Origin of the sequence: Cellulosimicrobium funkei (assembly GCF_001019615.1) — a bacterium.
GTDB lineage: Bacteria > Actinomycetota > Actinomycetes > Actinomycetales > Cellulomonadaceae > Cellulosimicrobium > Cellulosimicrobium cellulans_E.
Window position 1 is genome coordinate 1 of record NZ_JNBQ01000034.1, and the last position, 13,026, is coordinate 13,026.

Annotated in this window: 10 protein-coding genes; 2 read left to right on the forward strand and 8 right to left on the reverse strand. The window is 75.4% G+C overall.

Annotated features, from left to right (window positions below; translation table 11 throughout):
* The 6 genes from FB00_RS17070 to FB00_RS17095 all read right to left on the reverse strand — a co-directional run.
* On the reverse strand, nt 1-1,145 hold a 1,145-nt coding region (locus FB00_RS17070; RefSeq protein WP_047234122.1), incomplete at its 3' end, for a GNAT family N-acetyltransferase.
* The gene (locus tag FB00_RS21280; RefSeq protein WP_052877746.1) at nt 1,142-2,287 is read right to left on the reverse strand and encodes a glycosyltransferase family 4 protein; all 1,146 of its coding nucleotides are present in this window, start codon (nt 2,285-2,287) and stop codon (nt 1,142-1,144) included. The genes FB00_RS17070 and FB00_RS21280, both read right to left, overlap by 4 nt.
* Nucleotides 2,284-3,270, reverse strand: a complete 987-nt coding sequence (locus FB00_RS22445; protein WP_052877747.1) for a glycosyltransferase family 2 protein — start codon at nt 3,268-3,270, stop codon at nt 2,284-2,286. The genes FB00_RS21280 and FB00_RS22445 overlap by 4 nt, the downstream gene beginning before the upstream one ends.
* On the reverse strand, nt 3,267-4,109 hold the full coding sequence (locus tag FB00_RS22450) for a hypothetical protein (RefSeq protein WP_047234123.1): 843 nt from the start codon (nt 4,107-4,109) through the stop codon (nt 3,267-3,269). The genes FB00_RS22445 and FB00_RS22450 overlap by 4 nt, the downstream gene beginning before the upstream one ends.
* On the reverse strand, nt 4,109-4,939 hold the full coding sequence (locus tag FB00_RS17090) for an ABC transporter permease (protein WP_047234124.1): 831 nt from the start codon (nt 4,937-4,939) through the stop codon (nt 4,109-4,111). The genes FB00_RS22450 and FB00_RS17090 overlap by 1 nt, the downstream gene beginning before the upstream one ends.
* A gap of 1 nt (nt 4,940) precedes the next feature.
* Nucleotides 4,941-6,155 (reverse strand): ABC transporter ATP-binding protein, encoded by a 1,215-nt coding sequence (locus tag FB00_RS17095; protein ID WP_052877748.1) that lies wholly within the window; start codon nt 6,153-6,155, stop codon nt 4,941-4,943.
* 177 nt (nt 6,156-6,332) lie between these two features.
* Here FB00_RS17095 and FB00_RS17100 point away from each other — a divergent pair, with 177 nt between their 5' ends.
* Nucleotides 6,333-9,710: a hypothetical protein gene (locus FB00_RS17100; RefSeq protein WP_047234125.1), complete on the forward strand. Its 3,378-nt coding sequence runs from the start codon at nt 6,333-6,335 to the stop codon at nt 9,708-9,710.
* 26 nt (nt 9,711-9,736) lie between these two features.
* Here FB00_RS17100 and FB00_RS17105 read toward each other — a convergent pair whose 3' ends face one another.
* Nucleotides 9,737-10,822 carry a glycosyltransferase family 4 protein gene (locus tag FB00_RS17105; RefSeq protein WP_047234126.1) on the reverse strand — a complete coding sequence of 362 codons (1,086 nt, stop codon included), beginning with the start codon at nt 10,820-10,822 and terminating at the stop codon, nt 9,737-9,739.
* 179 nt (nt 10,823-11,001) lie between these two features.
* Between FB00_RS17105 and FB00_RS21290 the strand changes: the two genes are divergently transcribed.
* A complete protein-coding gene (locus FB00_RS21290) occupies nt 11,002-12,255 on the forward strand; it encodes a glycosyltransferase family 4 protein (RefSeq protein ID WP_082141444.1) in 1,254 nt (417 codons plus the stop codon).
* On the opposite strand, the gene FB00_RS21295 is transcribed toward FB00_RS21290, so the two are convergent.
* A complete protein-coding gene (locus FB00_RS21295) occupies nt 12,206-12,922 on the reverse strand; it encodes a phosphatase PAP2 family protein (RefSeq protein WP_197088842.1) in 717 nt (238 codons plus the stop codon). The two genes, FB00_RS21290 and FB00_RS21295, sit on opposite strands and share 50 nt — an antisense overlap.
* Nucleotides 12,923-13,026 lie beyond the last annotated feature (104 nt).

Below are 13,026 nucleotides of genomic sequence, written 5' to 3' on the forward strand. Positions count from 1 at the left end.
GGCGGCGCGCCCCCGGCGTCGTGCGCCGCGGGACGCGGACTGCGCAGGCGCCGCAGCGCGGCCGAGACCCGGGGCGCCGTCCCGACGCAGGCGCGCGCGACGGGTCCGCGGACGGCGACCATGAGCCCGACGAGGTCGCGACGCCCGGGGTACAGGGTCGACGGGACGGTGAACTTGGGGTGGATGCACGGGTCGAAGAGGGAGACGTCGCCGCGCGCGGCGACGTGCTCCTGCGTCATGACCCGGCCGATCACGCCCGGCCCCAGGTCTGCGTGGTCCTCGTCGTAGGTGTCGAGGTAGCCGAAGAGCCCGCTGCCGGAGCGGATCACCGCGCTCGCGTAGACCGTGGTCCCGCCGCCCACGAGCTCGAAGACGTGCAGCCGCCCCTGCCGCCGCATCTCGTCCGTGGCCTCCTGGAACCACCCGAGCTGGTGCGGCTTGTTGCGCTGCGCGGCCCCCTTGCGCGACCGGTCGCCCTTCCATCCGGACGCCTCGAGGTCCAGCAGACGCTCGGTCGCGGCCGGGTCACCGCCGTTGTCGACGATCGTGAGCTCACCGCCGAGCCGCTCGGCCAGGGCGGCCGCGTCCTGCCGGACGTGCCGGCGCCGCCGCCTGCTCAGGTGCGCGACGGGGTCCTCGCCGGGGACCCGGAGGCACGCACGCTCCAGCCGGTAGCGCTCGAGGACCGGGAGCCGACGGTCCGCGCAGGCGTCGAGGAGCGCGGACAGGAGGGGGCCGTCCGGGAACAGCGTCAGCTCGAGCAGCCCGGGCAGGCCGCTGCGGCGGCGTCCCACGGCGTCGAGCACGGCCTCGAGTGTCGCGCGCGTGTCGTCGCGGTCCACGAGCGGGGCGCAGACGGAGGCGTTCCGCGCGAGGTACGGGGTCGCGGTCGTCGAGTACGCCACCGGGAGCCGGTGGAACCCCCGCTCCAGGCCGAGCGGCAGGACCAGGCGCACCCGGTCGGCGTCCTCGGCGAGGAGGAGTCGCAGGTCGCGCGCCGCGGGGAACCAGCGCGTCGCGGGCAGGAGCCAGCCCGGGTCGAGGAACGCGTTGGGCTCCGCCGCGCGTGCGGCGAGGTCGGACCAGCCCGCGACGTCCGCGGGCGAGAGGTCGTCGAGCGCGACGACCCGCACGGTGACCGTCATCGGTACGCCTCCAGCACCTCGTCGAGACGGGCCGCGGCCGCCGCCCAGGTCCGTGTCCGCGCGGTCGCCCGCGCCCTCGCCTGAGCCTGGCCGAGGGTGTGCGCGTCGCGCAGCCCGTCCAGCGCCTCGGCGAGCCGGTCGACGTCGCCCGGCGGGACCAGGAGCCCGCCGTCGCCGACGGCCTCCGGCAGCCCGCCGACGTCGGACGCGACGACGGCGGCGCCGGCCGCCATGCCCTCCAGCGCGGTGAGCCCGAACGGCTCGGGCCAGGTGGAGGGGACGACGACGACCGAGGCGGTCGCGAGGACGGCGGGCAGCGCGTCGCGGGCGAGGAACGACGCGAACCGGACCGGCGACCGCAGGCCGGCCGCTGTCCGGCGGAGCTCCTGCTCGTAGGGCGTCAGCGGGTCCCGGGCGTCGAACCCTGGGCGCCCGACGACCGTCACGCGGACGTCGGCGCGGTCCAGCGCCTCGACAGCGGCCAGCAGCACGTGGACGCCCTTGTCGGGGATGACCCGGCCGACGTACACGACGTGCAGGCCGTCGTCGGCGGAGTCCGCGCGCGGGACGTCGAGGAGCGTCGGGTCCACCCCGTTGCGGACGGTGCGCACCTGGTCGCCGAGCTCCCGCGGGAGCCGCGCCCGGACCTGCTCCGCGAGGAAGTCGCTCACGCACACCACCGGGGCGTGCGCCAGCGTCCGGCCCGCGTCGCGGGCCGTGTAGGTCCGCAGCACCTGGTTGTGCGCGTAGAGCACGGGCACGTGCCGCGCGTCGACCAGCGGCACCAGGGCCGGGGCGTTGTGGGCGAGCACGAACGACGGCCGCCACTCGTCCTGGCCGCCGACGACGGCGGCGAACGCGCGGCGCGCCGCCATCCGGGGGGCGCCCACGCGCGCGAGCGCCGAGTCGACGTAGCGGTCGCTCCGTCGGGAGCGCCGTGGCGCGTACTCGACGACGTCGGCGCTCGTGTAGCGGTCCGGGTAGGTCCCGCGCGCGACGAGGACCGTCGGCCGCGGGCTGCCCTCGGGCCGGTGCCGCGAGAGACCGTCGACCACGGTCGGGACGGCGCTGCCCGTTCGCGGGGAGAAGTGGTCGCCCGGCGTGATCGCGTGGACGAGCGGCCTGCCCGCCCCCGGGGTCATGGCGTCGCGAGCCCTTCCGCGCGGTCCTGCCGCGTCGCGCGCACGGCGGCGGGGACGCCCGCGGCCAGGCCGACCAGCTCCGCCACCGCCCGCGTGAGGACGACCGGGGCCGTGACCCGCTTGCGCAGGGACCGGCGCGTCCCGTCCGACTTGGTCGGCCCGAGGCGCCGCGCGGTGGTGCGCAGGTAGTCGCGCTGGTCGCGGACGGTCGTGCGGGCGTACCGACGCACGATCGGGTCCCGCCACCCGAAGTTGCGCACGAGCATGACGAGGTGGTTGCGGCGGGCGTAGTACAGGTAGCGCCGGTCGAAGCGCTTGCCACCGATCCCGTACGGCGCGGCCATGTGCCGCACGACCGCGCGCGGCGTGTAGAGCAGGCGCCCGCCCGTCGCGCGCAGGCGCAGCGAGATGTCGGACTCCTCGCACAGGCAGGTGCCCGGGTAGTTGCCGCGGATGCCGCCGATCGCGTCCAGGGCGCTGCGGCGGAACGACATGTTCGCCCCGAGCAGGTGGTCGACCTCGACGACGCGGCCGGGGTCGGCGGCGAAGCTGCCGGTGAGGCGGCCGTCGGGGAGCAGCCGGCCGATGCGGTCCAGCCCCTCGTGCTCCTCGCCGGGGATGCCGTTGTCGGCGCGGCCACCGACGGCGACGACGTCCGGGTCGGCGTAGGGCGCGATGAGCTCGTCGAGCCAGTCGGGCGCCGCGTAGGCGTCGTCGTCGACGAAGGCCACGACGTCGCCGCGGGTGACGGCGAAGCCCATCTGCCGCGACTCGGGCGTCGTGCCGCGCCCGAGCGTGCTGTGCAGGAGCCGCACGTCGGGGAACTCCTCGCGCACGAGCCGGCGCGTCGTGTCCGCGGGGGTCGAGTCGACGACCACCACCTCGAGCGGCGGGGTGTCGAGCCGCTCCAGGTGCTCCAGGCACGCGCGCACGCTCTCGGGGCGGCCGTACGTCACGACGACGACGCTCACGGTCGGGCTCACGGCGCGCCTCCCGGCGGCTCGGGGACGGTCACGAGGCGGAACCAGTCCTGGCGGCGGAGGGGAGTGGTGAGCACCGTGCGGCGCGGGCGTCGCGACCGCCCGACCCACGACTCGTAGACCCCCGGGCGCGAGTAGTGGGCCGTGTGCCCGGACCACCCGAACTTCTGCCGCATGGCCTCCGGGCGGCGGACCCAGGAGAAGTGGAGCACGGCCTGGTCGGGGCGCACGACCTCGTGGACGACGGTGTCGTGCGGGTGGCTCGGGTCGGTGTTCCAGGGCCGCAGGTCGACGCGGTAGAGCGGCACGTCGGCCTGCCGCGCGTGGGCGAGGGTCGTGCCGGCGCGCACCGCCAGCGGCCCGGGGTACGACGCCGCGGGCCGGCCGAGACGCGTGCTCGACTCCAGGTAGCGCCCCGGCGCGACGCGCGAGTAGAGCCAGCGCGCGGGGTAGTGGAGCCCGCCCGCCCCCGCCCGCTCGGCGGCGTCCAGGGACGCGCGGAACGCGGCCGGGTCCAGCATGACCTCGTCCGTGTCGAGCTGGAGCACCCAGTCGGCACCCTCCGACGCCGCGTCGAGGGCGGACTGGCGCTGGTACGTGTCGTTGTCGAGGGGGTGCTCGTCGAGCCGGGCGAAGCGTCCGGGGGCGTGCACGCACTTGCCGTCCGTGTCGATCTCCTCGACGACCGCGAGGCACTCGTCGACCGGCAGCGGGGTCCCCGTCCACGACGTGCTCGTCTCGTCGTAGGACAGGACGACCCGGTCGACGAGGTGGTAGTACGCGAGCAGGCTCGCGCGCAGGAAGCTCGGGTCGGCGAGGAGGACGTACGCGGTGACGCGCATCAGATGAAGTCCGCGAACTCGCGCTCGTTCTTCTGGAACACGAGCGTCCCGGCGAGGAAGATCAGCGGGGCGGCGACCACGAGCGCCACGACCTGCCACGTGGGCGGGAAGTCGGTGCCCAGCAGGGACCAGCGGAAGCCCTCGAGGAACCACGTCACCGGGTTGATGTCGAAGAGCCAGCGCAGGTTCTCGGGCACGGACGACAGCGCGTAGGCGACCGGGCTCGCGTAGAGGAGGATCTGGACGAGCCAGGGCAGCACGTACCCGACGTCGCGGTACTTGACCATGTACGCCGCGGCGGCGAGGCCGAGCCCCGTGCCGATCAGCAGGATGAGCAGCACCCAGACGGGCAGGAGCAGGACCGCCCAGCCGGGGTTGATGCCGTAGACGAAGAGCAGCACGACCGCGAGCGCGAGCGCGACGAGGAAGTCGAGCACGACGGAGGCGAGGCTCGAGATCGGGACCAGGAGCCGCGGGAAGAAGACCTTCTGCACGAGGGACTGGTTGCCGACCATCGAGCCGGACGCACGGCCGAGGGCACCGTTGAACAGGTTCCACGCGAGCATGCCCGCGAGCGTGAAGAGGAAGGTGGGGATATTCCCCGTCGACAGCCCCGCGATCTCCCCGAAGACGATGGTGAAGATGCCGGCGCTGACCAGCGGCTGGGCGATGACCCACGTGATGCCGAAGATCGTCTGGCGGTAGCGCACGATGACGTCGCGCAGCGCGAGCCGGACGGCGACCTCGCGCGCGTTCCACAGCTCGCGCCAGGACGGGAGGTTGAGGCGCCCCGGCGGCGTGATGACGGTGCGCTGCACGGTCTGCTCCACGTCAGGCCCCCTCGTACTCGAAGTTCACGAAGACCATGCCCTTCTCGGTGCTGGACGCCTCCGTGAACTCCGGGTAGGGAAGGTCGGGCAGCACCTCGAAGCGCCACGCACCCTCCCACGCGTCGAGCACGCCGGCCTGGCACGCGTACACGTCGACCGTGTACTGGCCGGGCTTGAGCCACAGGTCGCGGACCACGAGGCGGCCCTTCTGGGGCTGCTCCGGGTCGAACCACTTCCCGACGAGACGCGAGTCGCACTGCGCGATGACGGTCCCCTGGTCGTTGTTGATGTGCATCGAGACGAAGTAGGTCCCGACGAGCTTCTTGCTCGCAGGCGCCTCGAAGTCGACGACGATGTCCTGGGACGACTTGACGAACTCGTCCTCCATGCGGACCGAGGAGAGCCGGACCTTGCCGTTGCCGGGACGCTTCTTGGGGTCGGACTGCGCCGCGGCGAAGCTCTCGAAGCTGTCGCGGTAGGCCTGGAGCGTCCCCTCGACCGTGCCCGAGTACTTCAGGGTCCCGCGGTCGAGGAGGACCGCGGACGTGCACAGGGCCTGGACGGTCTGCAGCTGGTGGCTCACGTAGAGCACGGTGCGACCGCCCTGGGCGGCCTCGCGCATCTTCTGGATCGAGCGGCGCTGGAACTCGGCGTCGCCGACCGCGAGGACCTCGTCGATCGCGAGGATCTCCGTGTCGAGGTGGGCGGCGACCGAGAACGCGAGCCGCACGTACATGCCGGAGGAGTAGCGCTTGACGGGGGTCGCGAGGAACTTCTCGATGCCGGAGAACGCGACGATCTCGTCGTAGCGCTTGGTGATCTCCTTGCGCGTCATGCCGAGGATCGCGCCGTTGAGGAAGATGTTCTCCTTGCCCGTGAGCTCCGGGTGGAACCCCGTGCCGACCTCGAGGAGCGACCCGACCCGCCCGGTGAGCTCGATGCGCCCGCGCGTGGGCGCGGTGACGCGCGTGAGGATCTTGAGCAGCGTCGACTTGCCGGCGCCGTTGCGCCCGACGATCCCGAGCGCTTCGCCCTGCGGGACCTCGAAGGAGACGTCGTCGAGCGCGTCGAACAGCGTGTACTTCTGCTTGCCGGTCGACCGCACCCACTGGATGGCGGCGGCCGCGGCGGTGGACGGTCGCTCGCCGAACGCACCGAGCCGGTACGTCTTGCCCAGCCCGGCGACGCGGATCGCGGGTTCCGTGGTCGCCTGCACAGATGAAAGATAGTCGTCCTGCTCGCGCTCGCGGTCGGGTCGAACGGGTGAATCGAGCCCGGAACCGGACGAACGCGGGTGAAAGTGCCCGCCGGCCCTCGGTGTCGACCCCCCGCGGACCTACGCTCGCGGGAGCGGCACCCGAGCAGCAGGGCCCGACGACGACAGGGCGGCGAGATGGTTTCGGACGAGGACCGGGAGAGGCCCGAGGGCGGTGCAGACCTCACGGTCGTGGGTGGCGTCGTCGCCGCCGTCCTCGGGTTGGTCGCGGCCGTCGCGATCGGCGGCACCGGGGCGGGGCGCACGTCGGACGCGCCGCCGTTCACCGCGTCCCCGGTCCCCGCGGCCGCGCCCGTCACGCAGGCGGGCGCGCTGCCCCTGTGCGGGTTCCCCCGCCTCGAGCAGGTGACCGACGACGGCGTCGACACCGAGGCGCTGGACGGGGTCCGCACGGTCGTCGACGACGTCGTGACCCTCGAGGACGGCGAGCTCGTCACGTTCCGCGTGCTCGACGGCGCGGCGTACGTGCTGGAGTGGGACCGCGAGGCGACGTACACCGTGACGCGCTACGACCTCGCGACCGGGGACGTGGAGGCGACGACGCCGGTCGAGCTCGACTGGGACGGCGCGAGCGAGACGTTCCGCACCGACTCCTTCGAGGTCGACCCCGACGGGAGCGTCTACCTCCTCGACACGCTCATGCACCGCCGCGACCTGCTCAAGGTCGCGCCCGACGGGACCACGACCTGGTCGGTGACGATCCCCGAGGGGGAGCACACGGCGGGCGACCTGCTCGACCTGTACGGGACGGTGCGCTGGACGGGCGACGGCGGGACCGTCGTCGGCGTCCAGGAGGGGGGCGAGGTCCTGCACGAGGTGTCGGGCGACGGGGAGCTCCTCGCGGAGACCCCGTTCGAGGGCGCCGTCCTCGCCCAGCTCCCGGACGGCACGGCCCTGGTGCAGACCGACGTGCGCGACGACGAGCGCCGCACGCTCGACCTGCGCGCCGTGGGGCCGGAGGGCGACGACGCGTCCTTCCACCTCGGCGCCTCGTGGGAGCGCGGGCGACCGTTCGGCGTGCCGCGTGTGCCCTGGCTCGACGACACGACGGGCGCGACCACCGGGCCCTCCTCCGGGCCCGAGGGCGACGGCCTCGTCGTCGCCGACGAGAACCTCGGGTTCCGGTGGTGGGGGAGCGACGGCGTCTTCCGGGGCGTGTGGCCGGACACGCACAAGGACCTCGAGCAGCCGTTCGCGCTGTGGGAGAGCACGCCGGTGCTGCGCGACGGCACCGCCGGGGACGCGCCGTACTACGTGCTCACGCACGGCGAGGACGGCGGGTTCGCCGTCACCGAGATCACGGCCGACCGCATGGCGTACCAGCTCGGCGCGCCGGTGAAGTACAACGCGGCGAACGAGGAGCTGTTCGGCGGCCTCGGGCTCGGTGCCGGGCTGCTCGTGGACGCGCCCTACGGCGTCTTCCCCGACGGGACCGCGCCGCGCGTGGTCGCGGCGTTCGACGACGCGTGGGGCGCCTCCTCCGGGACGTACCGCCTGCGCTACCAGGTGCGCGGCGACCCGCGCGTGTGGGACCCGGTGGTCGGCGAGGAGACCGTCGTCGACCTCCCCGCGGACGGCGGCGACGTCCCACTCGACCTGCCGCCGACCCGACCGGGCGTGTACGAGGTCGACGCCGCGCTGGTCGACGCCGCGACGGGCGAGGCGGTCTCGGGGACGTGCCTGCGCTACACCGTGGCCGCCGCGGGCAGCGGGCTCGACCCGGCGGCGCTCGCGGACGGCGCGGACTGGGGCGGTGCCGGCCCGCTGCGCGGCGTGCAGCTCGCCGGCCAGCTCGGCGTGGGCAGCCACCGTACGCAGCTCGACTTCGGCGCGATCGTGCCCGACCCGACCGCCGAGCCGGACGCCGCCGCGCTCGTCTGGGACTCGCTGCCGAACGCGGCGTTCGCGCCCGACGAGGAGGAGGGCGAGGAGCCCGCCGACGTCGACCCGTTCACCGAGCTCGCGGCCGCCGCCGAGCTCGCCGAGGAGACGGGCGTGATCCTCACGCTCCAGCTCGGCTCGGGCGGCGAGGCGGAGCAGGCCGCGGTCGAGGCCGGCACCTGGGAGGGGTGGACGCGCGAGATCGTCGCCGCCGTCCACGAGCACGCGCCGCAGATCCGCTCCTGGCAGCCGTGGAACGAGCCCAACAACACGGGCTACGAGGACGCGGCCGCGTACGAGGAGGAGGTCGGCGCGCCGTTCGCGGCGGGCGCTCGCGACGCGTCGGCCGACGTCGTCGTGGTCGGGGGCAACACGCTCGGGATCGAGCCCGCGTGGTGGGCCGACCTGGTCGCGGCGGGCGGGTGCGACTCGCTCGACGTCGTCGGGATCCACCCCTACACCGGGTTCAACCGGTCGTGGGAGGAGGAGGGGTTCTCCGCGGACGGCGCCGAGCTGGACCGGCTGCGCGAGGCGATCGGTCCGTGCGGGGACGTCCCCGTGTGGGACACCGAGTCCGGGTGGTGGTCCGACGGCGTCGCGAACTTCTGGGCGGGCGGGTCCGACGTCGTGCGCAAGCTCCTCTGGTACGGGCTCGAGGGCGTCGACGAGTGGACGTACTTCTTCTCCGAGGGCGGGTTCGGCGAGGCGGGGAACTCGTGGTCGCTGCTCCAGTACGGGCAGTACGTGAAGCCCGCCGGCGCCGCCTTCGCGGCGAGCGCGGCGTTCCTCGACGGGTTCGGGCCGCCCGAGGCGGTCGAGACCGGGACCCCCGGGGTCCACGCCGTGCGCGCGCCCGGGACGGGCGAGGTCGAGGGCGCCGAGCTGCTCGCCCTGTGGGGCGAGGACCTGTCCACCACCGTGCGGCTGACGGCGCCGGACGGTGCGGTCACCGTGACCGCGCGCGACCCGTACGGCGCCGAGCGCGGCCTGGAGGTCCCCTCGGGGGGCGTCGAGGTCCCGGTGGACGGCGCGCCCGTGCTGCTCGTCGCGCCGGCGGGCACGGCGCTCGAGGTCGCCCCCGCCGAGCCGTTCGCCGACGACGTGCTCGAGGGCCGGCCGGTGACCGCGACGTCGACCCACGAGGACGCGAGCGGTCCCGACGTCGTGACGTCGGGGACCTTCGCCGTGCGCGAGCCGTGGCGGTCCGGGCGCCTGGCCGACGGGTCGGTCGACGAGGCCCCCGGCGTCGAGGTCACGACCGACGGCCCACGCACGATCGACCGCGTCGCCGTCGCGACGGCCGGCATCCGGTGCTGCACGTCGGGACTGCGCGACTACACCGTCTCCGTGCGGACGCCCGACGGCGACTGGCACGACGTCGCGCAGCAGACCGACCAGTTCCTCGACCGCGTCGCGCTCTTCACGTTCGAGCCCGTCGAGGTCACGGCGGTGCGCGTGACGCTCCCGATGACGACCGAGCGGGACGTGCCCGTGCTCGCGGCGAACTACACGGGGATTGTCGGCGGGCTGCACCCCGACTTCATCCCGCTCGCGACGGAGAGCGAGTGGATCGCGACGATCAGCGCGGTCCGGGCGTGGGAGCCGGCAGGGTGAGCGCCGTCGCCCGGGTGCGGGCGCGGTCAGCCGCGCGCGGCGACCGCTCGCCAGATCGCCGCGTGCTGCGCGGCGCTGCGCTCCCACGTGAACGTGGCGGCGCGCTCGCGCCCGCGCCCGACGAGCGCCTCGACCTCGGCGTCGCGCGTCGTCACCCACAGCAGCGCTTCCGCGAGGCTCGTGCCGTCCGGCTCGGCGAGCACGCCGCCGTCGCCCACGACCTCGGGCAGGGAGCTGGTGCGCGCCGCGACCACGGGGACCCCTGCCGCCATGGCCTCGAGGGCGGGCAGCCCGAACCCCTCGTAGCGCGACGGCACGACGACGGCCGCGGCGCCCGCAACGAGCCCCGGCATGAGCTCGCCCGGCAGCCGACCGACGAGCCGCGTGCCGGGCAGGTCCGCGAACAGCGCCGTGCGCCGGGGGTGCGGCGGCCCGCTCATGACGAGTGTGAGGTCGGGGCGCGCGGAGCGGACGGCGGTCCACGCGACCGCCAGCTCCTCGAGGTTCTTGCGCCGCGACGCACCGCCCGCGTGCAGCACGTACGGGCCGTCGACCCCGAGCGCCGCGAGACGCTCGCGGGGGAGCGGCTCGGCGGAGAAGTAGACCGGGTCGACGCCGTTGTAGGCCACGGACGGTCGCTCGGCGAGCCCGAGGACGTCGGCTGCCTCGTCCGCGCTGAACTCCGACACGCACACGACGGCCGCCGCGCGGCGGACCTCCTCGGCGGCAGCGCGCACCGGCGCGGACTCGTCGTCGTAGCGCCACGACACGACGTCCTGCACGGCGACGACGTCGCGCGTCGGGTGCGGCGGCAGGTCGAGCCCCACGCGGTGCACGACCGCGCCGCGCGGGTAGACCGCGCGGCCGACGGCCCGGCGCACCGCAGGGCTCGCGGAGCCGAGGCGTCCGAGCGGGAGCCGGTGGGTCCCGGCGAGCGGGGAGCGCAGCGAGCGGAAGACGGCCCGGTCGACGGACCAGCTGCCGGTCGCGCCGGTCGCGCCGGCGGAACCGTCCGCGAGCGCTCCCGCCGCGCGCGAGGCGACCTCCTCCTGGTACACCTGGGCCCCCATCGGGACCTCGACCGCGACGGTCGCGACGACGAGCTGCGGCATCGGGAGGGTCCCCCTCGGGGCGTGGTGCGCGGCGGGCGCGGCACGGTCGGGACGACCGGAGCGGTCGGTAGAGTGGCCCACTCTAGTGGCGCGGACGCCCCGCCGGACCTGCGGGAGCGGGTGATGAGCGGGTGATCGTGGACCGGGCGCGGGCAGTCCCGCGAGAGGGTGAGGGGCGCATGGCGGGACGTCGTGTGGCGCTGGTCGCGAGCTCGTTCGACCCGCACACCGGGGGCGTCGAGTCGCACGTGCGGCACGTCGCTCGGGTGCTGGCGGCACGGGGGACCGCGGTGGAGGTCTGGACCGTCGACCGCGGCGAGCGGCTCGGCACGCGCCGCGTGGACGGCGTCCTCGTGCGCTACCTGCCGACCCCGCAGCCGTCGAGCCGGCCCGGCGACGTCGCCCGGTTCGCCCTCGCCGCGCCGTCCGCGGCGGTCGCCTGGGGCCGGGCGTTCCGGGCGTTCCGGCCCGACGTGCTGCACGTGCAGTGCTTCGGCCCCAACGGCGCGTACGCCCTCGGCCTGCGCACGCTCACGCGCACGCCGCTCGTGGTCAGCTCGCACGGGGAGACCTTCGCGGACGACCACGCGGTGTTCGAGCACTCGCGGCTGCTGCGCGCGGCGCTCGAGCGCTCGATCGGCGTCGCGGGCGCGGTGACGGGGTGCTCGCGCGTCGTCGCGGACGACCTGGTCCGCTTCGGGGCGCCGGACGCCGTGGTCGTCCCGAACGGCGTCGACCTGGCCGGGCACGACGCGGCCGGGCACGGCGTGGCCGGGCACGACCTGGTCGAGCACCGTCCGCAGGACGCCGCGGCGGCGGAGGAGCCCGCGCGGTCGGGCCCGGTGCGCGAGCCCGTGGTCGTCGCGGTGGGGCGGATCGAGCACGTCAAGGGGTTCGACCTGCTCGTGGACGCGTTCGCGTCGTCGCCGTTGCGCGACCGGGCGCGGCTTGTCGTCGTCGGCGACGGGAGCGAGGCGGGCGCGCTGCGCCGCCGGGTCGCGTCGGCGGGGCTGACGGACCGCGTCGAGCTGCCCGGGCGGCTGGACCCCTCGGAGGTGGCGGCCCGCCTCGCGGCTGCGGACGTGGTCGTCGTGCCGAGCCGCGCCGACGCCGCCCCGCTCGTCGTCCTCGAGGCGTGGCGGTCTGGCCGGCCGCTCGTGGCGACGGTGCGGGGCGGGCCCCCGGAGATCGTCACCGACGGCGTCGACGGCGTGCTCGTGGACCCCCAGGACACCCAGGCGCTCGCGGCGGCCGTGCTCGGCCTGCTCGACGACCCGGAGCGCGCGGGGCGGATCGGGGCCGCCGGCCGCCGGCGGGTCGAGGACTTCACGTGGGAGCGCGTCGTCGACCGGTACGAGGACCTCTACGCGGGGCTCGCCGAGGTCAGGCCGAGGGGTCGCCGACCCGGGGAGGCTGGGGCGTCCCGTCGGTGACGGCGGGAGCCGCGGCCGGGGGTGCCCCCGCCGCGCGAGCCCCCCGCGGGACGTCGAGCAGCCACACGACGGCGACCGTGACGGCCGCCGCGACGAGCAGCGAGCCGACGACGTCGCTCGGCCGGTGCGCGTACGTCACGACGGAGGCGAGGGCGGCGACCGCCGTCACCCCGATCGCGGCCCAGCCCGCGGCCGCGCGCGACGACCGCCACGGCCACAGCAGCCAGATCGCGACGCACAGGCCGCCGACCACCGCGACGTGCCCGCTCGGGAAGGTCTGGTAGGCGTAGCCGTACCCCCCGAGGTCCGGCCGCACGAGGACCTCGCGGAGCCCAAGCGCGATCCCGACGATACCGAGCACGACGACGACGGCGGCGAGGAGGTCGCGCCACGCGCGGCGCACGACCGCGACCATGCCCAGGACGGCGACGACCGCCGCGCACGCCACCGGGAGACCCCGGCGCAGCGCCCCCGCGAGGTCGCGCCCGGCGTCGTGCAGGGGAGCGAGCGTCCGGAACGCCCCCGCGTCGGCACGCTGGCCCGCGACGGTGAGGTGCGAGGCGGCCCAGAGCGCGACGAAGGCCGCGACGAGCAGCACGAGCACCACCAGGAGCGCGGAGGAGCGGGGCCGGGCCGGCACGGAGGCCGGCGCCGCAGACGTGGACACGCCCCGAGCATGACGGAGCAGCGGGGACCGTGTCACCGGTCGCGAGCGGGAGACGCCGGGTGAAAACGTCGCGTCCCCGTCGCGCCGCCGCCGGTCGACGTGTG

Coding starts and splice junctions, on each gene's coding strand:
- FB00_RS21290 (WP_082141444.1), top strand. CDS start 11,002: ATGGCGGGACGTCGTGTGGCGCTGGTCGCGAGCTCGTTCGACCCGCAC.
- FB00_RS21280 (WP_052877746.1), bottom strand. CDS start 2,287: ATGACCCCGGGGGCGGGCAGGCCGCTCGTCCACGCGATCACGCCGGGC.
- FB00_RS22450 (WP_047234123.1), bottom strand. CDS start 4,109: ATGCGCGTCACCGCGTACGTCCTCCTCGCCGACCCGAGCTTCCTGCGC.
- FB00_RS17100 (WP_047234125.1), top strand. CDS start 6,333: ATGGTTTCGGACGAGGACCGGGAGAGGCCCGAGGGCGGTGCAGACCTC.
- FB00_RS17105 (WP_047234126.1), bottom strand. CDS start 10,822: ATGCCGCAGCTCGTCGTCGCGACCGTCGCGGTCGAGGTCCCGATGGGG.